The sequence below is a fragment of the Litoribacter populi genome, assembly GCF_007483685.1.
Lineage (GTDB): Bacteria > Bacteroidota > Bacteroidia > Cytophagales > Cyclobacteriaceae > Litoribacter > Litoribacter populi.
Genome location: NZ_VMKN01000001.1, coordinates 1,440,605 through 1,464,302 on the forward strand (window position 1 = coordinate 1,440,605; position 23,698 = coordinate 1,464,302).

A 23,698-nucleotide genomic window follows, 5' to 3' on the forward strand; every position below is an offset into this window, starting at 1 on the left:
ATATGAAGAAGGTATTTAGTCTCTTTTTGCTGTTGTCCTGTACATTACCTCTGCAGGCCCAGCCATCCTATGAAGTAAAGGTGCATCCCGGCACGGAGCTCTTGCACGTGGTCAATTACCTGGCGGAGGTGTATCGGCCCACGGCCAGGGAGTCCAGCTATCTGGAAGCGGTGGAGGACTGGTTTGGGGAGTATCGGGAACATCCGGCGGTATTGCATGCCGCGGCCTTGCCCTACAATGATTTTACGGACTTGGGCTGGTGTTTTGATTTCCCGGACAATGAGCTGAAAATCCCCGATGGATATGGCTACCTGGACAAAATCATGGATAGGGAGTATCTGGAACGCTACCTGATCTTAAGCCGGGAATTTGCCGAGAAATCCGACTTTTGGGCTTTTTATCAAGAGCAGGAGCCAAATTACCGCATTTGGGAAAAGGAGTTTACCGACGGCTTGGAGCGTGAACAGCCTCTGGCCGCCTTGACGGATTTCTATAGGGCGGACTTGGGCAAAACCATCTATTTTTCTATTGCACCCATGGGCGCTACGCTCAAAGTCAACCTCTTTTTGGAAGAAATCAATCCCGAATTTAGCCAGTATGCTCCTATAATCGTTCCCTTCGACCGGGCCTACGTGGATGAGCAAACAGATACGCCCAACTTTGCCTACAACCGTAAATCCCTCAACCATGCGGTATGGCATGAAGCCAGCCACCTGTACTGGGAGGTAATGGTAGCACCCTTTAGACAGCGCCTGCTGAATCTGGATTATGAGGATGCTCTGTCTGTGAATTTCAACACCTTTGCCGATAAAGGGATGGACACCTACTTTTTTATTCATGAGGTGGTGGCCGATGGTGTAGCGATATTGCTCAAACGAAAATTTTCCAGCATAGAAGAGGCCGATGCGCATTTGGCCATCAATGAAGGTATGGGCAGCCCCCTATACCGTGAGATGGTGGAATTGCTTGATAGGGAATATTATCCAAACAGAGAGGAGCAAAACTTCCGGGAATTCATCCCACATCTCATAGAAATGATAGAAAATAAAAACCATTGATATTTATGAACAGGTTAAGCACTATAATATTAATTTCCTTCACATTTTTTTGTGCCGATGTGATTGCGGAATCAGGTAACAAACGGGGCGATGGTGGAACTTTTGTCCAGGGAAACCTTAACATATCAGTTGATGATCAATCCGTAGAGGTAGCCCTTGCTTTTACTTATGTGGCCAAAGACAGTGCCCGATCCAGCCTAAGCTTTTGGATGGATTCAGCAATGGAGATCCAATAAGTAGATGGTGACCTAGTGAAAAGTTATAGTTTTGATCAGGAAGCAAAACCCTTCGCTACTCTCACAATAGACTTTGAAGAAGCCCTATCGGAAGGGAAGGAAACTTCCTTTTCAATTGCTTATTCCGGTAAACCCTCCCAAGGATTTTGGATTGAGGAATACCAATGGGTGGATATTGATCCGGATTTTATGATCCTGCCTGTATTCAGTACACTGGAAGACTTTGAGTATAAAATAAAGGCAAGTTTGGATAATGCAAACTATAAACTTATAGATGTACAAAAGGGTAGTTTATCCCGAGAAATCGAGGTGACATCCAATACCACATCCTATTATATCAACCCCATTTTGGCCAGCAATAATCAAAAAAATGGTCTTGGGTTATATGATTATTCAGTTGATGGTAAAGAAGTTAGGGTGTTTTCCGAATATGCAGACAGTGCCCGATATGTAAGAGATGCGGCCTTGAGGATTTTTGATTTCTTCAACAGTACTTTTGCCAGAGAAGAACCCGTCACTTTCTGTTCTGTGCTGTACAGACCGATTCCGTATCATGAACATAAGGTCACCAGGTCCTTTAAGCCTTCGGTAGTTTTTGCAAAGCAACATGAGAATACCGCCACCTTGGCGCATGAGATATCCCATTTCTGGTGGAACAGGGGCGATCCCCTTACAACCGAAAAATGGCTGACTGAATCATTTGCCCAATATTCGGAGATGATGTTTATTCGACATGAGCAGGGGGAAGAAAGGTTTAATATGATCATCGAGAAGCTTGCAGGCCGTGCTGAAAAACTGCCTCCTCTATTGGGAGGGGATAGGTTTGGGAGATATGGTGATGCACTGATCTATGAAAAAGGGCCATATATCTTATCTCAGTTGGAAAACCGGCTTGGCTATGAAATATTTGTAGACTTTATGGTGGCGGTTAATAGAGACCAAGTGGCTACTACAGGACATCTTTTGGAGGTGCTTGAGGACCAAACCTCAGCTGATATACGGAAGGAGTTTGAGGAATTGTTGAAGAGGTAGAATAGCGGGGGATCAGGGGAGCCACCTCTACCTCTTTAAAGTGTTATCGTCTTCAGAAAATAGATAGGTGATATATATGTTGATACAGATTGGGATGGTGTGGCAAAAGCCTTTATCAGAATCTCGACATTGGAATTAATATGATCGTTGCTTGTGATGAATTTGAGCTAATTTGGCCAGATTGATATATAAATTATCTGTAATCAATAACACCTGTAAAGTGATAAAATTGCTTCACCCTTGGTTTAATGCTAACATGGCCCGCCTCTTCGGTCATCGGTCTTCGGTCTTCCGTCCCACCAATAAAAGGAAAATCGGCGACCTGCCTTTGCAGGAGGCAGGCGGTAACCAGCTAATATATGACAGGACCTGACAAGAACACCCCGTTCCCATTACCTCACTATGGAAGGCTATGCTTTCTGAAAAACATCATAACCAACCCAAACATCATTGTGGGGGACTATACCTATTACGATGATTTTGAGGATGTGCACAATTTTGAGAAAAATGTAAAATACCATTTTGATTTTATCGGGGATAAGCTTTTTATTGGCAAATTCTGCATGATAGCCTCTGATGTTACTTTTATCATGAACGGCGGCAACCACCTGACCGATGCTTTGACAAGCTATCCCTTTGCCATTTTCGGCCATGGATGGGAAAAAGCCATGGAGGGTAGAAGCTATCCTTCCAAGGGGGATACACATATCGGAAACGACGTCTGGATAGGGCACAGAGCCACCATCATGCCTGGGGTAAGGGTCGGTGATGGAGCAATCATTGCCAGCCATGCCGTGGTGACTAAGGATGTGGAACCCTACACCGTTGTAGCAGGCAATCCGGCCAGGGAGGTGAAGAAGAGATTTTCGGACGAAAAGATCCAAAAGCTTTTGGAAATCAGGTGGTGGGACTGGGAGATCGACAAGATCACCCGCAATGTCCAGCATTTGACTGGCAATGACCTTGATTTAATTAAATGAGCTTAAGTTATTCTCAAACAGCATAAAAATATTTTGTAGTACCAAATATTGCCTGTGTTTTTATCAGGTTTGATAAACGAGAAACCGACGTACGGAGAAAGGATTAAAAGCCCTGCTTTTTAAAAGATTAGAGATTCCGTATGAGTAAACTAATTGGGAAGGTAAAGACAATTGCTGGTTTGTGGGATGCCAGGTGCGGGAAAGTAAAATAAAGATGAGGAAAGGGGTGACAATGGAGGTTTTGGAGGGAATGGGGGTAATGGGCCTCCCGAGGGAGGTAAACTCCGCCTCCCCGGGCTGTTGTCATTGTTGTCAATGATTTATGCACGGGCAAACCCACGTACTCTCACTGTCCCGATGAGCAGCCATTAATTTGATTGGGGAGTCGGGGACTACCACGGCCTAAACCTCATCATTTTCCAAGATCTTATCGACCGTAACGGGCAGGTCCCGGAACCTTTTTCCGGTGGCATGGAAAATGGCGTTGACAATGGCCGGGGCAACGGCCACATTGCCCACCTCCCCCAGGCCTTTGGCGCCAATGGGGTTGACGATGTCATCCTCCTCTTCGACAAAGATCACGTCGAGCTCTTGCAGGTCGGCGTTGACGGGAATGTGGTAGCCGGCCAAATCATGGTTGATGAACCGTCCATAATGCGTGTCCATGACAGATTCTTCCTCCAATGCCATGCCCACACCCCAAACCATTCCTCCCAATATTTGGCTTTTGGCCGTCTTTGGGTTAAGGATGCGACCGCCCGCAATGGCATTCACCATCCGCGAAACCCTGACTGTTCCCAATGCTTCGTCCACCCTTACCTCCACAAAGACCGCCGAATGGCTGTAAATGGCATAATTGTCCTGCTCCTCGGAAGGTTGGGAATCGATGGTTGCCGCTAAGCTGTCCTTTTGATTTTGGTGTAGGATGTCCGTCAGTGCCATGGCTTTGGTTGGATCCTTTTTGAGCCGTAGCTGCCCGGCTTCCATTTCCACCTCCCAAAACGGGATATCCTTCAATGGGGAACCATCCACTTCCTGGGCAAGTTCAAGCAGCTTTTTGCCGAGTTGCCTACAAGCTTCCCTGACGGCTGAACCGACAGAGGAGGCGGTGGCAGAACCTCCCTCTAAGGGGGCTTTGGGCAGGGAGGAGTCACCAAGCTTGAAGGTCACCTGCTCCAATTCCAGGCCCATGGTTTCGGCGGCCACCTGGCTCATGATGGTGTAGGTGCCGGTACCGATGTCGGCGGTGGCGCTGCTGACGGTGAGCTTGCCGTCCACAGCCAGGACAGCTTTGGCATGTGCTGGCTTTTGGTTTGCTTCCCAGGCTCCGTTGGCCAGTCCCCAACCGATGAGTTCGTGACCTTCCTGCATGGTGCGCGGCTGGTTAGGACGGTTTTTCCAGCCAAATTTTTCAGCCCCTTGGCGAAAGCACTCCCGAAGTTCCTTGCTTGAAAAGGGTTTGTCCTCAAATTGGTCCTTTTCAGCATAATTCTTTAACCGGAAATCCAAGGGGTTCATGCCCACTTGGTAGGCCAATTCGTCCATGGCACACTCCAATGCAAAGATGCCACTGGCCCCACCCGGTGCCCGCATGTCCAGGGGCGTGTAGACATCCAGCCCCACCAGTTTGTAACTCAAGCTGGCGTTGGCGCAATTGTAAAGTACGAGGGGCCAGCTGATGACATTTTCGCTGTAGTCCTCAAAGCGGGATGTTTCTCCGTACACTTCCTGGATCATTGCCTGCAGCTGCCCATCTTCAGAAGCGGCCAGGGAGAAGCGTTGGTGGGTTTTGGGCCTGTGCCCAAAGGAAAACATCTGCGGTCGCGACAGCACCACGCGGACGGAGCATCTCAGTTCCAAGGCGGCCATGGTGGCTAGGAATAACTGGTATTGGGGCCTCAGGCCTGAACCGAATGCACCTCCCACAAAAGGTGAAAGTACTCTAACATCCTCTTGGGCCAGTCCAAATACTCCCATGAGATACTTTTGGCTGTTGAGGGCGCCTTGGATTTTGTCGTAGACGGTGATGCGGCCGTTTTCTTCCCACAGGACGGTCGAGGCGTGGGGCTCCATCGGATGGTGGTGCTGGCTGGGGTGGGTATAGGTGGCTGATAGCCGGTGCTTGGCGTCATGATAAGCCTCGGCGGGGGATCCCCAAGGTTCGGGTGGTGCTACAGCCTTGTAATCTTTCGGTATAAAAGCATGCTGGAGTTGCTTTTCGAAATCCACCTCATGCTGTTTCTTCTCGTAATTGACCGTGACCAAAGAGGCAGCATACCGGGCCAGCTCCAGACTTTCGGCCACCACCAGGGCGATGGGCTGCATGTTGAACAGTATTTTGTTGTCGAACAGGGGTCTAAAAGGTGTTCCGGGAGGGGCGTCCAAGTCTTGGTAGCTTTTATCATAATGGGCAAGGGGCGGGCGGTTTTCATGGGTGAAAACCTGCAGAACCCCATCCAGTTGCAATGCTTTTTCTGTCTCAATGTGGAGGATTTTTCCTTTTGCTATGGTACTGTTGAGCACAACCCCATGTAGCAGCCCTGGTGGCTGCCACTCTCCTGCATATTTTGCTTGTCCGGTGACTTTTTGATAGCCATCTACCCGGTTTCTGGCTTCTCCGTTTTTTGTTGCTGCCATGTTTATAATTTCAGGTTTGAGGCTTGCATCAACGCCCGGACAAGGGTTTGCTTAGCCAATTTGATTTTGAATTTGTTATGCTTGAAGGCTTCCGAACCTGTGAGGTATGCTTCGCTTAAAACCTTGAAATTTTCCCGGTCCGCCTCTTTTCCCTCTAGCAATTCTTCTGCGCCGGGAACCCGCCAGGGCTTGTGGGCCACTCCACCAAGAGCCACTCTTGCCTTAAGGATGGTATTTCCCTCCATGCGCAATCCAACTGCCACCGAAACCAACGCAAAGGAATAGGAAGCCCTGTCACGGACTTTGAGATAGGCATAGTGTTCAGCAAATCCCTCCGGAGGTAATTGTATGCCTGTGATCAGTTCCTCCGCTTCCAGGTTGCTGTCCACTTGTGGGTTGTTGCTTGGAAGGCGATGAAAGTCGGCCATGGGTATGCTGCGTGCCCCATCCGGTCCGGTGGCCACCACTCTTGCTTCCAAAGCGGCAAGTGCTACAGCCATATCGGAGGGGTGGGTGGCAATGCAATGTTCACTGTGGCCCAGGATGGCATGGTCACGGTTGTACCCATGGAGGGCGGCACAGCCGGATTCGGGTTCACGTTTGTTGCAGGAGGTGCTGTTGTCGTAGAAATACGAGCAGCGGGTACGTTGGAGCAGGTTGCCTCCATTGGTGGCTTTGTTGCGCAATTGTGCGGATGCGCCGGCAAGGATTGCTTGGGAGAGGAGTGGATAGCGGCCTTCAACGAGTGGGTGGTAGGCTGTTTGGGCATTGCTAGCTAAGGCCCCAAGGTGCAGGCCACCTCCATCTCTTTCTGAAATATCATGGAGCTTTAAGCCATTGATGTCGATGAGGTGTTGGGGCTGCATCACGTGGACTTTCATCAGGTCGAGTAGGTTGGTGCCTCCCGCGATAATGTAAGATTGGTTTTTTTCCTTTAAATCGCTCACTGCTTCGGTTATGCCCATTACCTTTTGATAGCTGAAAGGTTTCATGTCCGGCTCCTTTCCAGTGCCTCAAGCACCACTTCGGTGATATGGGTATAAGCTCCACATCGGCAGAGGTTGCCGCTCATCAGCTCGCGGACCTCGGCTTTGGTCTTTGCTTTGCCTTCTTGAATAAGGCCGATTGCAGAGCAAATCTGCCCAGGTGTGCAGTAACCACATTGAAAGGCGTCGCGGTCAATGAAGGCTTGCTGAACCGGGTTTAATTTGCCGTTTTGGGCCAAGCCTTCGATGGTAGTGATTTCTGAGCCGTCGTGCATCACGGCCAAGGTGAGGCAGGAGTTGATGCGTTGTCCATCCAGGAGGACTGTACAGGCACCGCATTGCCCCTGGTCGCAGCCTTTTTTGGTGCCGGTGAGCTTTAGCCGCTCCCGCAGGAGGTCGAGCAGGGTGGTCCAGACTTCCACTTCCAGTCGGTGGACGGTCCCGTTGATGGTTAGCATGATGCTTTCCTTTTGGATTGGGCTTGGTGTGTTTTTTTCCATGGCTGATTATCAAAAAGTGGTAAAAAGTATTGACTGAGGAGCAACAAAAGGTAAAATAGGAACCTGACAGTCATCCGATTGTTTGGGCAAATTCGCTAAAAACTTGGGTAGGGTGAGCTGGAACGCCAGAGGGGTTGAATTTGGCGTATTGGTTTCTGACCTGAGAATGGATGAAAGGAGACTTACTTTTACTCAAAAAGAGCTAAGTGAATAATGTGTTATATCCGCACAATGACTGTTGGTTATCGGACACCCAGAGAGGGTAGGAGGGGGAGAATGCCTCATAATGAACCTAAAATGGGTGGCACATCTTCTGCAATTTATTAATTATTCCCTAATATTAATTTTACCTAGGGATAGAATCCAGGCTCAGGATGCAATGTCTCAAATTTTGTAGAAAAGACTTTCTCTCTTTTAATTTCTTTCCTTATGCTGAAAAATTATTTTATAATCGCTGCACGTAATCTGGCAAAATATAAATTCTTCACCTCTATCAATGTCTTCTGTTTAGCATTAGGGTTGTCTCTTAACCTTCTGTTCATTGCCATGCTCACATTTTTGTTTACCTATGACAACTTTCATCCTAATAAAGATGAGATATATAGGGTAGTAACACAAGTGCATGATAAGGAAGCCAATCCTAAATATTCATCTGCTCCTGTTGGATTGGTCTCAAGGTTGAGGAATGATTTTCCAGGAATAGAAAGGGTGGTGCCGATTCAGAAAACATTGAAAGGTGATGCCTTATATTTGGAAAAGGAGGTATTTGTGGATGGTTATTTTGTTGATTCTGAATTTTTAAAAACCTTCAATTTCCCTCTCCTTAAAGGGAATATTGCTTCAGCTCTTACTAGGCCAAATACAATTGTGATTTCAGAAACTTTGTCCACCAAGATTTTTGGGAGCGAAGATCCTATTGGGGAAATGATCAAAATAAATCCGGAGGGGGATTATTTGGTAACGGGGGTAATGAAAGATCTGCCTACAAATTCTCATATGCAATTTGAGGCTTTAGCCTCACTGGCCACCCTTTCATCATATGCTGGTGGTACTTTTTCTGAAAGTAAAGAAAGTTGGGATGAGTTTATCAACTCCTATATTTACCTCCTTTTGCCACAAGGAGAAAAACCGACCAAAATCCAGGATTACCTAAATGTGATAGCTAAAGAAAAATATGGCGAGCATGAAGATTTTAAGGCCTCTTTTGAACTACAAGCCTTAAATAAAATTGTACCGGGCCCAGACCTTTTGAATTCAATAGGGCCTAAATGGGATTACACCTCCCTTATTTTAGTGGGTTTGATCACCTTGATCATTCTGGTACCGGCCTGTTTTAATTACATAAATTTATCCATTGCCCAATCTTTAAACCGCATGAGGGAAATAGGTGTAAGAAAGGTGATGGGAGGATCCAAAAATCAAATATTCTTTCAGTTTATCATGGAGACGACTTTGATGATGTTGATGGCTTCAGTGTTGTCCTTTTTTATTTTTGAGTTGATTCGTGAAGAATCCATGAAATATTTGGGAGACTTGCTGGATTTAACACCGGATTTCTTGACGGTGGTTTATTTTTTCATGTTCATCCTGTTTGTTGGGTTTGTCGCTGGCTTTATTCCAGCCCTTTATTTTTCTAAAATTTCGCCTGTCAATACCTTAAAAGGTAAAATTCCAAAATCTAATAAGAATAGTTTTCCAATGCAGAAAATTGTTATAGCGGTTCAGTTTGTACTTTCAATAGGCTTTATTATGGCTGTGGTCATCATTATACAGCAGTACCGGTTTTCTGTAAATTATAGTTTTGAGTTTGAGCAGGAGAATATTCTCAATATGGAATTACAGGATGTTGATCCCCAGATAGTCAAGAATGAATTTGGGAAACTTGCATCTGTAAATGAAATATCCATGTCCTCCCACTTATTGGGCATAGGGTCAACCCATTATGACTATTTGAGATATGCGGATGAAAGTGACTCCCTTGGGGCTTCATATATGTTCATTGATGAAAATTTCATTCCCAATATGGATTTGAAGTTTTTGGCAGGGGGGAATTTTGGGGATCAAGCGGGAGGAAACCAATCCTATATCATAGTCAATGAGGAGTTTGTTAAGAAACTTGATATTGCTCAACCCCATATGGCCATTAACAGAAACCTATTTCTACCAAATGGAAGGACTGTTGTTATTGGTGGAGTTGTGGAAAATTTCCATTACTCAAATCTTATGGATCCCATTAATAGTTTCTTTTTTAAGTATGACCCTGAGGAATTTGCTTATGCCAACCTACATTTAAGCTCTAGGGAGGATTTCAAAGATCTTGCAGGTATGGAAGAGATGTGGAAAAATTTGAGTGGAACAAAGGAGTTTAAAGCCCAATTTTACAACCATCAGATCAATGATGTCTATGGGTTTTATTTTGAAATCATTAAGTTATGGGGGTTTTTAGGGCTTTTGGCCATAACTGTAGCGTGTCTTGGTCTGCTTGGTACCGTTGTCTTTACCATTAAGAACCGGTTAAAGGAGGTAAGTATTAAAAAGGTGCTTGGAGCCTCAACGGAAAACCTAATTTTTGCCCTTTCTAAAGACTATATTAAATTGATGGTAATTGCAAGTCTCATTGCTGTTCCGGTGACCTATCTGCTGTTTGATAATTTATTGCCTAATGTACAGCATTACAGTATTAAAATAGGGTTTATTGAAGTTTTTGTAAGCCTTCTGCTTGTGGCGGCTTTGGGTTTGACTACTGTTTTTTCACAAACTTTGAAGGCGGCCCAATCCAATCCTGTCGACAATTTGAAAAGCGAATGAGCTAATGAGAAGGGGAAACTTTCACCTGCCAGGTGTCTTTCAATAAGGGGCCATCTTCGTTGTTGGTGATCTAAACCTGCCCCTCAGCACCTATGGCACTGACCATGGTACAGGCTATTCCATCCAATGGGGATAGAGTAATGTTCCTGAGGTATTTGGGACTGTTATGCTACATACGCAATGCAAGTCTCAATCCCTACCTGCCTCATGATTTTTGAAGAAATTTCACACCTGAATATAATAATTTATGGCAATAGAATAGGACCGACTATATTGAGCCATAGAGAAATTCCTAAAGAAGTTCCTGCTATTATTGACGCTATAAATATAATGCGTCCCTTTTTATGGATTCTATTTCCAAGGAACCACCAAGTCCACAACATAAAAATTGTTTCTACGATTAAAATAAAAGCTAAAGGAATGGTTGTCAAACTTGCTACGTTATATTCATCAAAATTAGAAGCACCCATACTTCCACCAGAAAAGAATATTATGACAATCCAAAATAAATAAACTGAGCCAATAAGAAATCGTATCGGAGCAACAATTCCCAAAGATATTAAGAATATATTTTGCTCCCTTTTAGTTGCAAAATAGCAGGGTAAGGAGGCAATAAGTATAGTGATTAATGGGCCTGCAGATGCTTGGAGAGCAAGTTGCCAAGGAGGAAAATCTAATTCTGTGGCCGTATGACTGACAGAACCATAGTGCAACTGGAGATTAGGGAACTGAAACATAAAGCCAATAATATAATGACCCATTTCATGTAACATTATGGTAATAGGAACAAAAATGATAGGCCACGCCAAGAATTTAGCAGAATTTTTCCATATATCATTAGCCAAAATTGTAATTGAATTATTATAAGAGTATAATATGTTTTTCATCTTGAAGTGTTTAAATTTTTTTGATAGGTACCTACTTGATAAAAAGGTTTGATTAATGAAATAATTACGCTATAAAAAGTCTTGTGCGAATAATCTTCTGTTGTGATTATAAATTGCCTTCTTAGTGTACCGAATATAATTAAAATTATTGGGGTCCGCTCCATATAGTCCGATCACGCACAAAGTTGTTCAGATTTAAAATATTGGAAATCCGGAAATCTGCTTTTTTAGACGAATTAGAGGGGTTTTATATGGTATATTTGTTGGCAACACTACCTTGAGATACTATCTCATAAGGTTTATGACAATTCAAAAACGCCTCCATTATGTGGAGGTTTTTTTGATTCTGTACAAGCTATATTTTAAAAAAAAAAGGACGCAGCCCTGCCAAAAACAAAGAACTTCCTATGATCAGATAGAATAAAGGGATGATATGTAATAGGTGGAAAGGAATCCTAAATGGCTGTATGCCCTCAATTATGGATTGGTTTTCATGGACTTTTATCCCGATTTTATCGCCAATCGAAAATTCAAGTTCTTCGAGCGTTTGAAACTGATCCGAACTGGGCTGATCTTGGTAGGTAAAGTTATAGGAAATTACCTTCGGACTTTTACCAAAGATCCTGATCTGATCCAGAGTTTTGATGGCAGAAATGATGGCCTCCGTCCGCACACCTTCTTTTTCAATAGTGCTAATATCATATCTTTCATATGGTTCTTGTATCCAAAAACGGATGGCAAAAAGAGGAGTCCACAGAATGAAAGATAACAACATCACAATCATACCAGAAATGGCCAATGGATTTTTCGCTTCCAACAGGAAGAGGTTGCCTAGGGTCAAGAATTTCACAGGTCTTTCTTTTTTCATTTGAATAGAGAATAGTGGTTGCAATCATAAAGCTTGTTATATAAACCTTGAACCGAAATTGGGAAATACGGTGCTTTATGGCGCCCAAAATTATAATTCCTGACAAAAAAATAATCAATAATTGCAAACTGCGACTAACAAATGGCCTTACGGTAGGCTGTAGGCGTTTTACCGACATGCTTTTTGAAAGCAGTATTAAAGCTGTTTTTATTGTTGAAGCCGGCCTCAAATGCTATGGCCAGCAGGGTGTAGTTCCGAAATTGGGGTTCGGTCAAAAGTTCTTTTACCGTATCTACTCTATAGGCATTCACGTAATCGGAAAAGTTAGTGCCTGCATTCTCATTGATAACTTGGGATGTTTGGTGTGGGGTAATTTTCAGAAGGCTTGCAAGTCCTGCCAAATTTAAGGTAGGTTCCAAATAGGGCTTATCCTTCTCCATGATCTGGGTGAGTTGCTCAAAATACGCTGCACTTTCATTTTTGCCCAGACCGCCGGTTTGATATCTTTCCGTCACACCACTAGCTTGGAATTTCCAAAAATCCGGTTTTTCCATGCTGATATACCCAAATAGGTACACATACAAAACCAGTAGAATTGACACCGAATGGTCAGCTAACTGGAGTAACTCGCTGTTTACAAACACTGAAGCGATGATCATGAGCCAAGCCATACCCTGAAGGGAAATATAGCCTAGGATGAAAAGGTATAATAATTTGGTCTCTTGTGAAGCTTTTTTGTGCTGTACCGCTTTGTAGGAAAGCAGGGTGTAACACAAGAGGTGGAATAACTTTATTAAACCTAAAAAAGGCAGGCCTTGAGCCTGTTTGGAAGCAGTAATAGAAAGCAAAAAATCCTGGATATGGCTAGTCGAAAATGGAAAAAGCGCATAAACAAGCAATAAATAATATAGGCCTGCAGGAGCCAAATGTATAACTGTTTTTGGATGGGGTTTGACTTTGTTTTTTTTCCGAATAAAGCCATACAGCAAAGGCCCAATAAGAAAAACCGAGCCGGAGGAGAACAGGTACAGAGGCCACCAGTCCAGATGCCATTGTAGGGTAAACAGCCACTGACCGCTTATCATGATGGTAATGTTTAAAATCAGCGCCCCAAGCCACCAAAAGGAAGCTTCTCTTTTGCTTTTGCTGAAAAAGAGGATGCAAAGCAGCAAACCCTGGGCAATCCCAATGAAATAGATAGAAGCTAGCATAGAGGCATCAGGAGTGTTTATTCAAATTGTAAGTTATATGGTTTTGCTTGTTGTACTAAAGCTAAATAAACTTTTTCAAATTTTGGTTTAGGAGAAACCCTTTTGATAGTTAGCGATTCAACGGTTTTGAAAAGTAATGAAGTTCCACCCTGCCATCCATGGTCAGGTATTCAATGGCTAACCGTTGGAGGTTTCTTGGGTTTCGACCGCTGACGGACGGTTATGTTCGAAAGGGGATTTTAATTATAAATAAAATGGAGGATATTTAGGCGTAAAAGTACATTTTCTGTTGGCATGGTAGTAGTCTACTATTCTTTTAAATTTTGTATTACCCCATGCCCATAAATTTGAAATCCTCATGTTCTTTAATTATATCAAGATTTTTTTCAGGAACCTAAAGAAGAGTCCTACTTATATCCTTATAAATATATTAGGTCTATCCATTGGGATGGCGGTAAGTATTTTAATTTTTTTATTTGTTCAGCATGAATTGAGTTATGACACTTATCATGATAACAAAGACAGGATTTTTCGTGTGTCAAGGGCATTTAGTACCCCTGCTGGTGAGACCAATCTGCATTTGGGACATACAGCACCTCCCTTTGGACCTTTGCTAAAATCAGACTTTGAAGGTCAGGTGTCAGAAGCCGTGCGGGCGATGAATGTGGAGGTCGTGGTAAAAGAAGACGATAAAATTTTTGAGGAAAAGCGCTTTTTCTTTTCTGACCCTGAGATATTTCGTGTCTTTTCTTGGAAGATGGTAGAAGGCGACCCTGACCGGGCACTGACTTATCCCGATGGTTTGGTGATCAGCGAAACCATGGCCTATAAGTATTTTGGAGATCAAGAGCCAATTGGTAAAGCGCTTACGATTATGATTGCAGGCGAAAGCATGGAGATGATTGTAAGAGGGGTAATTGAGGATGTGCCGGATAATTCGCATTTTAAAGCTGATATTTTTGCATCAATGGAGCCTTTAACCCAATATTTTGGAGGCTATGATGTCATCATGCAAAATTTTGGGGACAATAATTTTATAACCTACCTCAAGCTAAAAGAAAATGTTGACTACAAATCCTTTGAGGCGGAATTACCTGATTTTATAGATAGGCATATTTCCGCCAGTTCCCAGGGTTTGGCAGCTTCCGCCACCACGAGGTTACAGCTTTGGCCGATTACAGATATACACCTGTATTCTAACCTGGATTCAGAAATAGAACCCAACAGCAGCATTGAGAATGTGTATATCTATACGGCTATAGCCCTGTTTATTTTGTTGATTGCCTGTATCAATTTCATGAATCTGGCCACAGCCAGGTCTGCTAAAAGGGCCATGGAAGTGGGGCTGCGCAAAGTAATGGGGGCTGATAGACAGTTGCTGGTCAGACAGTTTATGAGTGAGACTATTTTCATGTCATTGCTAGCCATGTTCATCGCTTTGCTCATCGCATCCTTAGCGTTACCGTATTTTGCCAACTTTACGGGTAAGGAACTATCATACGATCTTTTAGAGCATCCCGAATACCTTTTAGGTCTTGTGATTCTAGTTTTGGTAGTCGGGATTTTGTCAGGAAGTTACCCGTCTTTATTTCTATCAGGTTTTCAGCCTGTCAAGGTTCTAAAAGGCACCTATAAGATTAAATCTATCCATGAAAACCTACGTTCTGTTTTAGTGGTGGGTCAGTTTGCCATCAGCAGTATATTGATTGTGGCCGTATTGGTGGTGCTTAACCAGTTAGATTTCTTGAAGAACAAAGACCTGGGTTTTGACAAGGATGAGATAGTGGTGTTGCCGGCACACGATGGATTTATTGCTAATTATGAGACGATGCGCGAAAGACTCCTGCAACAGAGGGGGATAAAAGAATTGGCCCTTGGGAGTAGGGTTCCGTCTGGAAGGTTACTGGATGCACAGGGGACAACAGCCGAAGTAAACGGAGATCTCAGTCCTATAGATGTTCGCGTGTCAGATATTCATGTTAGCCATACCTTCATGAAAACCTTCGGTATGGAATTCCAGGCAGGGAGAGATTTCGATATTAAACTGGCGAGTGATTCCACCCAAGCATTTATCCTGAACGAAGCGGCCGTCCGGGCCATAGGTTGGTCCAGTCCGGAGGAGGCTATAGAAAAGCAATTGCACTATGGCATCCGGAGAGGCCATGTGGTGGGAGTGGTCAAAGATTTCCATTTTGAATCCTTGCATCAACCTATTAGCCCGATGGTTTTTCTGATTCCAACCGACCGGATCAACGAAGTTGCCATCAAAGTTGATAAAGCCCTGAAGGATGAAACCATCGCTTACTTAAAACAGGAGTGGCTTGCCATGCGGCCAAATTTCCCATTCAATTATTACTCCGTAGCAGACAAGTTTGATCAACATTATGAAGCAGAGGAAAAAGTGGGGGCGGTGTTTGGCTTATTTGCAGGTTTGGCAATTATCATATCTGTGTTGGGATTGTTTGGACTTTCGGCTTTTGCCGCAGAGCAACGAACCAAAGAAATTAGCATACGGAAAGTGATGGGTGCGAGCATTTGGAATATCGTTGCCTTGATTGGGATGGATTCTCTAAAGCTGGTCTTGGGTGGATTTGTTATTGCTATCCCAATTGCCTGGTATGGCATGAGTCAGTGGTTGGATAATTTTGCATATAGCATTTCCATGTCGTGGGTCGTTTTTCTGATTGCAGGGCTGGGAGCCTTTCTCGTGGCAGCGGTAACGGTAAGTTCGCAAGCTATACGAGCGGCTATGATTAATCCTGTGGATGCTTTTAATGAGTAAGGGTAGAGGTAAGGGGCCTGTTTTTTTTTTTTTTCTTGAGCATGAATTTGTGAAAAAAACATTAGTTTAGGGTCATGCAAAATCAATATTCTTATCGGTTGGGAACAGATCACTTAACAGCCAAAATAGGAGTTAAGGACCTCACAAAACCCAATAAAGGAATCCATTATGTAGCCTACCTCCATTTTGCAATGAGTATGGTGTTGACGGCCCTTATTCTGAGTATGGCGGTAGGAGGGGTATTGTCGGAGAACCAGGGTTTCTTCGATTGGAGCAAGACCCCGCTGCTACTGATGAATTCCCTACTTTTTCTAATATTTTGGCCGATGTATGCCGTAGGCAAGATTGGGTTGGACTTCTTTGGTTTCCTCCGGGAACAGCATCCAGACAAGCTCGATGAGCAGGATCCGGCCTGGTCTTCCTGGGTTCGGCGGCTGACTAAGTCCCGACCATTGGTGATTCTTTTTGTGGTAGTATTATTTGTGCTGGCCTTCGCCGGGTTTCTAAGTGATAACAGTAGCTGGTGGGGCTATACTAAAGTACCAATCATGCTGTTGTTGTTGGCCTATCAGGCCTATCACATAGGGGAGGTTCGCAAATTCAGGGAGTTTATCCATAAGGAGATGGAGCTGCTGAAAAGAAATCTACGATAAACATGAAAGTAAACTATTTTTAATCATCGATCGCCAGCGACGTTAGTGACAGTAAATCTGCCAGGTTTTTCGCAAACATTGATTTAATCTTGGCAGGTTTTTTTGTTCCTTCGGTTCAAGGCCAACCGATTTTCTCCTTTTATTTTGGGGATTGCAAATCCCCTTTATCTGTCCTCGGAATTGCAAATTCCGAGGAGCGTTAATTTGTAAGTTGGTGTTTCGTTAGTCCAACTCCCCCTCCATCTCTTCTTTTTCTTTGCGCATCTTCTTAACCTTTGCGGTTAGATTTTTTCATTCCTAGAAATCCAGATTCAAATTATACCTGACCGATCTACCTGCGCCTTCCTGCTTCAGCATGCCTTGTTGGTAGAGGTGCTGAAGGTCACGGGTGGCTGTTGCCTTGGAGACCTGGGTGATGGACATGTATTTTTTGGCACTCATCCCTCCGGTAAAACCTTCTGGGCCGGCTTCAAACATTTTTTGGAGTGCCTTGATTTGACGTTCTTCCAACTTGTCCTGATTCAGGTCAAAAAAGCGGGCTTTTTTCAGCGTGAACGCCACCAATAACTTTGCGTCCCGTTGGGCATCTATGATCACCTGTATAAAATATTGGAGCCAATGGGTGATGTCCAAAGTTTTTTGGGCTTCCTTGATTGCTTCATAATAGGCGTTTTTGTCATTGGTGATGGTTCTGGAAAGACTTAGCAGCACAGGAGCTTTTAAGCCCTGTGCCAAGGCCTTTTCAGCAATGGCCCTCCCAATCCTTCCATTACCATCTTCAAATGGATGGATGGACTCAAAATAGAGGTGTGCAATAGAAGATTGGAATAAGGCAAGGCCGATTTCGTTGTTGAGGGGGATTTCCTGGTTGTTGTACCATGCTATAAAAGACTCCATTTCCATCGGAACCTGCTGGGAAGGGGGAGCCTCAAAATGGACGGTTTCTCTTCCAATAGGCCCGGAAACTACCTGCATGGGTTCCTGGCCTTTCCTCCAATCCCCAACCTCCATGTTTCTTGCATTGGACATTAAGGCAGCATGCCAGTCCTTGAGCATTTCCGTACTCAGGGGGTCCATGTAGGATTTTCTCACCTTGACCATCAGTTCCGATATGCCCGCGGCATTCCGGTCTCGGATTTTGAAGACTTTTGGGTCAAGCTCCAGCTTGTTTTTAATGGAAGACATCACATCTTCCCGGCTGTAAAATTCCCCTTCGATTGCCGATGTTTTGATGGCCTCCGAAACCATCACATCGATCAATGTCTCTTCTTCCAGCTCCTTCGACAGGCCTTGGTGAAGCCCTTTCATCTCACCCCATTCCAGACCGAATTCCAGAATCAACGGCTGTAAAACTTCTACATTCCACTGGAAGGAGGGCCAGCCTTTCAATTGCCAATTATATGCCATGAGCCAATTAATTTCTCTAATCGGCTCAAATATATGCAAAATATGAGCCGATTACAAGAGCTAATCGGCTCATGGTGTTTTTGGTTTTTTGTCGTGATTCGTTTAAACCTGGCAGGGTTTGATTTCGGTTTGATACTAACCTGCCAGGTTTTTCGTAACCATGGATTTAAACCTGGCAGGTTTTTTTGCTTAGCTCATTCCAAAGTTGGTCCAGCTGTTGGATTTGCACGGGGTCCAGCTGGCGGGTAGTGATGGTTTTCATCGTTTGATTTGGTTACTTCTCTTGTTCGGGATTATGGTCCAGTATTGCATTTATCAGGTAGTCAGAAAGTATTTCCTGTGATTGGAGGTGTCCTTGGAAGGAGCCATACATTGAGCTTGTAATCACCACTGTCAGGGAAAGTTCGGGTATGACCGCTATCTTGCTTCCTCCATTGCCGGACATGTAAAAGGTGGGGTAGGAGTCATCCGGTCCCAGATCCTGTAGCCAAAACAAATACCCATAATGGTATTTAGAACCCTGAAAGTCCCTGACGAAAACCTGAGGGGTGGCAGATTTCCTTACCCAATCCTGGGAGAGCAATTGTTTTCCCAGCCACTGTCCTTCCTGCTGCATGAGCATGGCAAGCTTTAGGTAATCCCTGCTTTTTAAGCCCAGACCGCCACCTGTCATGGGTGTGCCCATGGGGGTGATTTGCCATTTTACGTTTTCAATACCCAATGGCTGGAATAGGTATTGGTCTGCAAAATCCTCCAATTTCATGCCGGTACTCCTTTCCAAAATCCCTCCCAGTAATACGGTACCGGCCGTACAATAGTTGAAACTCCTGCCAAAAGGGAGTTCTTCAGGTTTGGTGGCAAAGCCAGCATAGCCACGTATCGGTAGATCCAGAAAGAACCTATAATAATCCTCAATCAAATACATCCTTTCTTCATTTCCCATGGAAAATTGGTTGTCATCGTCACATTCCAGTGTAGCACTCATGGTAAGGAGGTCTTCAATGGTTATTTCCTGTTTCCGGGGGTCGGGATTCAGGAATGGTTGTTTGTCCTCAAAATAGGCGGCGACAGGCTCTTTTTCTGAGGGGATAAAACCATTTTCGATAGCCAATCCAATGAGCATACCCGTGATGCTTTTGGTGGCTGACCGGGTGTCGTGGTGGGAGGCCTCAGCGTAGCCATTATAGTATTTTTCATATATGGTAACCCCATCCTGGGCTACCAGTATACTGGTTATGTTTTTGAATTGCCCATTCTTGATGGCACTGTCCAAGGCGATGATTTTTGGATGGGAAGCCATATCCAAAGCATTTCCGGATTTCTGGCTCTGTAATCGTTGCTGTCCTTGAGCCGTGAAAGGGTTAAAGTTGGCCAATGCCAGAATCAGTAGGAGGTATATTGTCTTCATGTCTTTTAAGTTTTTACAAGGCTAAGGAGATTCCAAGCATATAAATAGTATGGTATTAACATGTGCTCAGCAAAGCCCGATATTTTGCCGGGGTGGTGTGCAGAAAAGCCTTAAACCACCTGTTGAAATGGCTTTGGTCGGCGAAACCACAGGAATAGGCAATTTCTGTAAGGGAGAGGTTTTGGTTTGGGAAAAGGATTTTTCGATTCTAAGCCTTCTTATATAATCGCTGAGAGTCATGCCGAAATGTTTTGAAAACCCCCTTGACAGGTGGACGGGATGGATATTCAGTTCATTTGATAGCTTCTGTAGCGATAGTGGCTCCTGATAGGTATCATAGAGATAAGCTAGGACTTGTTTGGGCCATAAGGTATGGGGTAGGTCTTGGTGGCCGAAAGTTTCCAGATGATATTTAAGGTAATTTCTTCTATGGCTTGGGGAAAAAGGTCATCCACCAGTTGCATCTCCCTAAACATCCTGTAGAACTCCAGTTTTACTGCGGGATTTTGAACCAAAAAACTGCCTTCCGACAATGGGTTGTCCATAGCTTGGCGCACATACCAATTGTTCTCGATTTCCAAATGGATTCCTCTGGTAAACCCTGGTGGCTTGAGGTTGTAATGGGGATCCTGGGAATTGTGGAATAGCAGGGATCCTGCGCTACAATGGTTGCGGTCCTTTTTGTTCTCTTCGTAAAGGTTTCCAGCTATAATAAAGGTAAAATAGGCATTTTTGTGATAATGCCAATCCACCCTCTCATGGGTATAAATGGTGTCGGTGACCGTCAGCCCATGGAGGTTTTGGGTGTTGGTGGTTTTGCCGAAAAACACGCCTTCTTCTAATGCTTGCATGCATGGGGTATTGGCTAAAATAGAGCCAAGTAGAAAATGGGCCTGTAACCGATTCTTTAGGGGATAGATAGGGACGGGGGTGTTCGATTTAGGACAAGGAATGGACGTTTTCGGATGGAGCCGATGGTACGGGTATAAAATTTAATGCTATTTTTTTTTTGTCCGTCCCCGACCGTTTTTGTCCTAATACGAGCTAAGCTTTTCCCGATGAGTGCCATTTATAACCCTTTGAGACTATATCTCACTTGGCACAATTATTAAATCTACATTTAGATAATATTCAATAGCTATGAAAGATTATCAACTTGGGGAGTTTGAAGAAATCGTCTTACTGACGGTAGGAATACTTAACAATGCCGCCTATAGTATTGCCATAAAGGATGAAATAGAATCCCGCCTAAGCCGAACGGTGAGTATGGGAGCTCTACATACAGCATTGAAAAGGATGGAGGATAAAGAATATCTTAGATCCTATGCCGGTGAAGCTACGGAGGAGAGGGTAGGGAGGCCAAGGAGGTATTTTGAAATTACAGCACTTGGCAAGAAAGCCATACAGCATGCTAAGGTTACTCGCGAACAGTTATGGGCTGCGATACCGGATACGATTTGGCAGGCCAAACTTGCGGGGATTTAAGCTATGAAGGATAAAAAGCAAACACCTCCCAAATTCTTTCTTAGCTTCTTCCGATGGTTTTGTCATCCTGATATGTCAGATTATATAGAAGGAGACCTGATGGAGGTTTACGATAGAAATCTTAAAAAACTTGGTAAAAGAAAAGCTGACTGGAAATTCATCTTTGATGTGCTGCTGCTATTTAGACCTGGTATTATAAAACCCCGACAAGAAAATCATAATCTAAATTCTAACAACATGTTTAAAAGTTACTTCAAGATAGGGTGGAGAACGCTCATCCGAAACAAAGAATATGCACTGATGAATATTGCCGGGTTGGCGTTAAGCATTACATGTTGCCTGTTTATCTTTACATTGGTCAAACACCATTTAGGATTTGATAATTTTCACGAAAACAAGGATCGGATCTATAGGATCGTCACTGAAATGCATAGTGAAAATGAACACTATTCGACAGGCGTTCCTACGCCTTTAGGTGCATTGGTTCGAGATAACCAGACTTTTAGCGAAAAGACAGCTAGAATTTTCATTCATCCAAATGCTTTAATAACACTTACAGATAAGGAAGAAAAAACTAAATATAAGGAGCCCGAAGGAGTAACCTTCGCAGAGCCGGAATTTTTTGAAATTTTCAATTTTCCATTGATTAAGGGAAGCATTGAATCTTCTATGAATACCGTAAATGCAGCAGTCATTTCCGAGGGATTGGCTCTTAAATATTTTGGTGATAAGAATCCAATTGGAGAAACCATTTTGATGGAAAATGATTTGGAGCTATCTATAACTGGAATACTAAAAGATATCCCTGACAATACGGGCTTCAGGTCAGAGATTATAGTCTCTTTCCCTACTTTTGAAGCATTTATGCCTTGGTTAGCTTCGGATGATTTTTGGGCAGGTATATCCGGAAATCTCCAAACATTTGTTTTACTAAACCCAAGCACATCTACTTATGAGGCAGAAGAGGCTTTAACCTACTATGCGCAGGAATACCCGATGAATAAGCAAACTAAGAGTGTTTACCAATTACAAGCGCTTAATGACATTCATTTTATAGACAGATTTGGAGGAGGAGTGATCGATAAAAACCATCTGTGGATCCTTTCGGCAATAGGTATATTTTTACTGCTTACCGCATGTGTTAATTTTATAAACCTTGCCACAGCGCAGGCTTTAAGACGTGCCAAAGAAGTAGGAGTGCGCAAAACGATGGGGGGGCAGCGTTGGCAACTCTTTTGGCAGTTTATGGTGGAAACAGGAATTATTACCGCTATAAGCATTATTATAGCTATTGTCGCTGCCTATACCTTACTTCCTAGTCTCAATAATCTATATGATATTAATCTTCGTTTAGACTTATTTTCCAATACGAGTTTGATACTGTTTATAGTTGTTTTGGGATTGGTCATTACCTTTTTAGCAGGATTTTATCCGGGCTATTTATTAGGAGTTTTTCAACCGATTACAGCTTTTCGACAGAAACTTTCGCAGCAGCATATTGGTGGATTTAATTTGCGCCGGTCCTTGATTGTAACACAGTTTGTGATTTCACAGGTATTGATTATTTCATTAATAGTGGTCATCAACCAAATGCGTTTTACAAAAAATGCAGATCTGGGTTTTGATAAGGAAGCTATTGTGATGGTTAAGGCAGGGGATAATGCTGCTTCAAAGATGGAGGCAGTGAAAAATGAAATAAACCGATTACCAGGTGTGCAGCAGATATCCCTTTGTAATAATGCCCCTGCATCTTCTGATAACTGGGAAACAGACATTTTATGGGGAAGCAGTCAGGAGAAGATGGATTTTCTTATCAATATGAAATTAGTGGACGAAAATTATGTTTCCACTTTCAATTTGGATATTATTTATGGGCGTAATTTGGTTGCATCTGATACAGTAATGGAAATTTTAGCCAATGAGACTTTGCTTAAGCAATTAAGAATCATTAATCCAGAGGATGCATTGGGAACCCAAATAGCAGTCAATTCCGGGAATATGAAGGGGCAGATAGTTGGCGTGGTGAAGGACTTTCACGACAAATCCTTTCATGAAGCTATAAGCCCCATTGTTTTAGCATCAGCCAGTAGACATTATTCCAGTTTTGCTATTAAAATGGATCCACGGGACTACCAGAATACGCTTGAGGCAATTAATGCGACATGGCAAGAAAACTATCAAGACCAGGTGTTTGAGTACGCGTTTCTTGATGATCGTATAGAGAAGTTTTACGAAACTGAAAACATGATGCTATCTGGGATTCAACTGTTTTCACTTATTACATTGAGTATTAGTTGCTTGGGTTTATACGGTTTGATTTCATTTATGGTGGCCCAAAAGACAAAAGAAGTAGGTATCAGAAAAGTAATGGGGAGTGGGGTGACCCACATCATATGGTTGTTTGGGAAAGAATTTGCACGTTTGGTTTTGATAGGTTTTGTAATTGCATCACCCATTGGCTGGTGGTTTATGCAAAACTGGCTTCGAGAGTTTGAGTTCAGGATTCAGATAGATGTATGGACATTTGTGATAGCGGGTGTTGGTACATTATTAATAGCTGCTATAACTATCGGTTATCAGGTCCTTCGTGTGGCTTATCTTAATCCGGTACTGAGCTTAAAGGCAGAGTAAGTGTTTATGCCCACGGTTCAACTTCGTCGATAATTCCCCTTTAGGGATCTCGAAGAACTGAGGTCAGACCTAGTGTTTATGGGTATTCAGATGCCGAGGATGACGGGGCTTGTGCTGAAAAGAATTTCT

General features: G+C 43.6%; 19 protein-coding genes. 9 read left to right on the forward strand and 10 right to left on the reverse strand.

All coding sequences use genetic code 11. From position 1 onward, the window contains the following. The first annotated feature begins 2 nt into the window (after nt 1-2). From FPL27_RS06325 to FPL27_RS06340, 4 genes are all read left to right on the forward strand, one after another. Nucleotides 3-1,058 (forward strand): DUF4932 domain-containing protein, encoded by a 1,056-nt coding sequence (locus tag FPL27_RS06325; protein ID WP_143960287.1) that lies wholly within the window; start codon nt 3-5, stop codon nt 1,056-1,058. 5 nt (nt 1,059-1,063) lie between these two features. Next, the gene (locus FPL27_RS06330; RefSeq protein ID WP_143960288.1) at nt 1,064-1,294 is read left to right on the forward strand and encodes a hypothetical protein; all 231 of its coding nucleotides are present in this window, start codon (nt 1,064-1,066) and stop codon (nt 1,292-1,294) included. A gap of 15 nt (nt 1,295-1,309) precedes the next feature. Continuing rightward, on the forward strand, nt 1,310-2,326 hold the full coding sequence (locus FPL27_RS06335; protein ID WP_143960289.1) for a gluzincin family metallopeptidase: 1,017 nt from the start codon (nt 1,310-1,312) through the stop codon (nt 2,324-2,326). 359 nt (nt 2,327-2,685) lie between these two features. Then, nucleotides 2,686-3,306 (forward strand): CatB-related O-acetyltransferase, encoded by a 621-nt coding sequence (locus tag FPL27_RS06340; RefSeq protein WP_143960290.1) that lies wholly within the window; start codon nt 2,686-2,688, stop codon nt 3,304-3,306. Between the two features lie 402 nt (nt 3,307-3,708). Here FPL27_RS06340 and FPL27_RS06345 read toward each other — a convergent pair whose 3' ends face one another. Genes FPL27_RS06345 through FPL27_RS06355 form a run of 3 tightly spaced genes read right to left on the reverse strand, consistent with a single transcriptional unit; the run spans nt 3,709 to nt 7,429 of the window. Next, a complete protein-coding gene (locus FPL27_RS06345; protein ID WP_143960291.1) occupies nt 3,709-5,943 on the reverse strand; it encodes a xanthine dehydrogenase family protein molybdopterin-binding subunit in 2,235 nt (744 codons plus the stop codon). Between the two features lie 2 nt (nt 5,944-5,945). Continuing rightward, a complete protein-coding gene (locus tag FPL27_RS06350) occupies nt 5,946-6,935 on the reverse strand; it encodes an FAD binding domain-containing protein (RefSeq protein WP_143960292.1) in 990 nt (329 codons plus the stop codon). Then, a complete protein-coding gene (locus tag FPL27_RS06355) occupies nt 6,932-7,429 on the reverse strand; it encodes a (2Fe-2S)-binding protein (protein WP_143960293.1) in 498 nt (165 codons plus the stop codon). The genes FPL27_RS06350 and FPL27_RS06355 overlap by 4 nt, the downstream gene beginning before the upstream one ends. A gap of 429 nt (nt 7,430-7,858) precedes the next feature. Here FPL27_RS06355 and FPL27_RS06360 point away from each other — a divergent pair, with 429 nt between their 5' ends. After that, nucleotides 7,859-10,237 (forward strand): ABC transporter permease, encoded by a 2,379-nt coding sequence (locus FPL27_RS06360; RefSeq protein WP_143960294.1) that lies wholly within the window; start codon nt 7,859-7,861, stop codon nt 10,235-10,237. 245 nt (nt 10,238-10,482) lie between these two features. On the opposite strand, the gene FPL27_RS06365 is transcribed toward FPL27_RS06360, so the two are convergent. The 3 genes from FPL27_RS06365 to FPL27_RS06375 form a co-directional block, all read right to left on the reverse strand. Beyond that, nucleotides 10,483-11,124: a hypothetical protein gene (locus tag FPL27_RS06365; protein ID WP_143960295.1), complete on the reverse strand. Its 642-nt coding sequence runs from the start codon at nt 11,122-11,124 to the stop codon at nt 10,483-10,485. Nucleotides 11,125-11,479: 355 nt separating this feature from the next. Continuing rightward, nucleotides 11,480-11,992 carry a hypothetical protein gene (locus FPL27_RS06370; RefSeq protein WP_143960296.1) on the reverse strand — a complete coding sequence of 171 codons (513 nt, stop codon included), beginning with the start codon at nt 11,990-11,992 and terminating at the stop codon, nt 11,480-11,482. A 134-nt stretch (nt 11,993-12,126) separates the two neighbouring features. Then, entirely contained in the window at nt 12,127-13,203 is a 1,077-nt protein-coding gene (locus tag FPL27_RS06375) for a helix-turn-helix domain-containing protein (protein ID WP_143960297.1), read from the reverse strand. A gap of 358 nt (nt 13,204-13,561) precedes the next feature. Here FPL27_RS06375 and FPL27_RS06380 point away from each other — a divergent pair, with 358 nt between their 5' ends. Both FPL27_RS06380 and FPL27_RS06385 read left to right on the forward strand, forming a co-directional pair. Then, nucleotides 13,562-15,985 (forward strand): FtsX-like permease family protein, encoded by a 2,424-nt coding sequence (locus tag FPL27_RS06380; RefSeq protein WP_143960298.1) that lies wholly within the window; start codon nt 13,562-13,564, stop codon nt 15,983-15,985. A gap of 74 nt (nt 15,986-16,059) precedes the next feature. After that, complete coding sequence (locus FPL27_RS06385; RefSeq protein WP_143960299.1) at nt 16,060-16,638, forward strand: hypothetical protein; 579 nt, start codon at nt 16,060-16,062, stop codon at nt 16,636-16,638. Nucleotides 16,639-16,935: 297 nt separating this feature from the next. On the opposite strand, the gene FPL27_RS06390 is transcribed toward FPL27_RS06385, so the two are convergent. The 4 genes from FPL27_RS06390 to FPL27_RS06410 form a co-directional block, all read right to left on the reverse strand. After that, complete coding sequence (locus FPL27_RS06390) at nt 16,936-18,045, reverse strand: Fic family protein (protein ID WP_143960300.1); 1,110 nt, start codon at nt 18,043-18,045, stop codon at nt 16,936-16,938. Between the two features lie 274 nt (nt 18,046-18,319). Next, nucleotides 18,320-19,453 (reverse strand): serine hydrolase domain-containing protein, encoded by a 1,134-nt coding sequence (locus tag FPL27_RS06395; protein ID WP_143960301.1) that lies wholly within the window; start codon nt 19,451-19,453, stop codon nt 18,320-18,322. 55 nt (nt 19,454-19,508) lie between these two features. Further along, nucleotides 19,509-19,652: a helix-turn-helix domain-containing protein gene (locus tag FPL27_RS20270; RefSeq protein WP_143962093.1), complete on the reverse strand. Its 144-nt coding sequence runs from the start codon at nt 19,650-19,652 to the stop codon at nt 19,509-19,511. A gap of 148 nt (nt 19,653-19,800) precedes the next feature. Further along, complete coding sequence (locus FPL27_RS06410; protein ID WP_143960302.1) at nt 19,801-20,304, reverse strand: hypothetical protein; 504 nt, start codon at nt 20,302-20,304, stop codon at nt 19,801-19,803. 289 nt (nt 20,305-20,593) lie between these two features. On the opposite strand from FPL27_RS06410, the gene FPL27_RS06415 reads away from it, so the two are divergent. Together FPL27_RS06415 and FPL27_RS06420 are read left to right on the forward strand one after the other, a co-directional pair. Then, nucleotides 20,594-20,938, forward strand: a complete 345-nt coding sequence (locus tag FPL27_RS06415) for a PadR family transcriptional regulator (RefSeq protein ID WP_143960303.1) — start codon at nt 20,594-20,596, stop codon at nt 20,936-20,938. Nucleotides 20,939-20,941: 3 nt separating this feature from the next. Continuing rightward, nucleotides 20,942-23,569 carry an FtsX-like permease family protein gene (locus tag FPL27_RS06420; protein WP_143960304.1) on the forward strand — a complete coding sequence of 876 codons (2,628 nt, stop codon included), beginning with the start codon at nt 20,942-20,944 and terminating at the stop codon, nt 23,567-23,569. Nucleotides 23,570-23,698 lie beyond the last annotated feature (129 nt).

Bases quoted from the DNA above. Each gene is read 5' to 3' on its own strand.
- FPL27_RS06325 (WP_143960287.1), top strand. From the start codon at position 3: ATGAAGAAGGTATTTAGTCTCTTTTTGCTGTTGTCCTGTACATTACCT.
- FPL27_RS06330 (WP_143960288.1), top strand. From the start codon at position 1,064: ATGAACAGGTTAAGCACTATAATATTAATTTCCTTCACATTTTTTTGT.
- FPL27_RS06340 (WP_143960290.1), top strand. From the start codon at position 2,686: ATGACAGGACCTGACAAGAACACCCCGTTCCCATTACCTCACTATGGA.
- FPL27_RS06345 (WP_143960291.1), bottom strand. From the start codon at position 5,943: ATGGCAGCAACAAAAAACGGAGAAGCCAGAAACCGGGTAGATGGCTAT.
- FPL27_RS06350 (WP_143960292.1), bottom strand. From the start codon at position 6,935: ATGAAACCTTTCAGCTATCAAAAGGTAATGGGCATAACCGAAGCAGTG.
- FPL27_RS06355 (WP_143960293.1), bottom strand. From the start codon at position 7,429: ATGGAAAAAAACACACCAAGCCCAATCCAAAAGGAAAGCATCATGCTA.
- FPL27_RS06360 (WP_143960294.1), top strand. From the start codon at position 7,859: ATGCTGAAAAATTATTTTATAATCGCTGCACGTAATCTGGCAAAATAT.
- FPL27_RS06365 (WP_143960295.1), bottom strand. From the start codon at position 11,124: ATGAAAAACATATTATACTCTTATAATAATTCAATTACAATTTTGGCT.
- FPL27_RS06370 (WP_143960296.1), bottom strand. From the start codon at position 11,992: ATGAAAAAAGAAAGACCTGTGAAATTCTTGACCCTAGGCAACCTCTTC.
- FPL27_RS06375 (WP_143960297.1), bottom strand. From the start codon at position 13,203: ATGCTAGCTTCTATCTATTTCATTGGGATTGCCCAGGGTTTGCTGCTT.
- FPL27_RS06380 (WP_143960298.1), top strand. From the start codon at position 13,562: ATGTTCTTTAATTATATCAAGATTTTTTTCAGGAACCTAAAGAAGAGT.
- FPL27_RS06385 (WP_143960299.1), top strand. From the start codon at position 16,060: ATGCAAAATCAATATTCTTATCGGTTGGGAACAGATCACTTAACAGCC.
- FPL27_RS06390 (WP_143960300.1), bottom strand. From the start codon at position 18,045: ATGGCATATAATTGGCAATTGAAAGGCTGGCCCTCCTTCCAGTGGAAT.
- FPL27_RS06395 (WP_143960301.1), bottom strand. From the start codon at position 19,453: ATGAAGACAATATACCTCCTACTGATTCTGGCATTGGCCAACTTTAAC.
- FPL27_RS06410 (WP_143960302.1), bottom strand. From the start codon at position 20,304: ATGCAAGCATTAGAAGAAGGCGTGTTTTTCGGCAAAACCACCAACACC.
- FPL27_RS06415 (WP_143960303.1), top strand. From the start codon at position 20,594: ATGAAAGATTATCAACTTGGGGAGTTTGAAGAAATCGTCTTACTGACG.
- FPL27_RS06420 (WP_143960304.1), top strand. From the start codon at position 20,942: ATGAAGGATAAAAAGCAAACACCTCCCAAATTCTTTCTTAGCTTCTTC.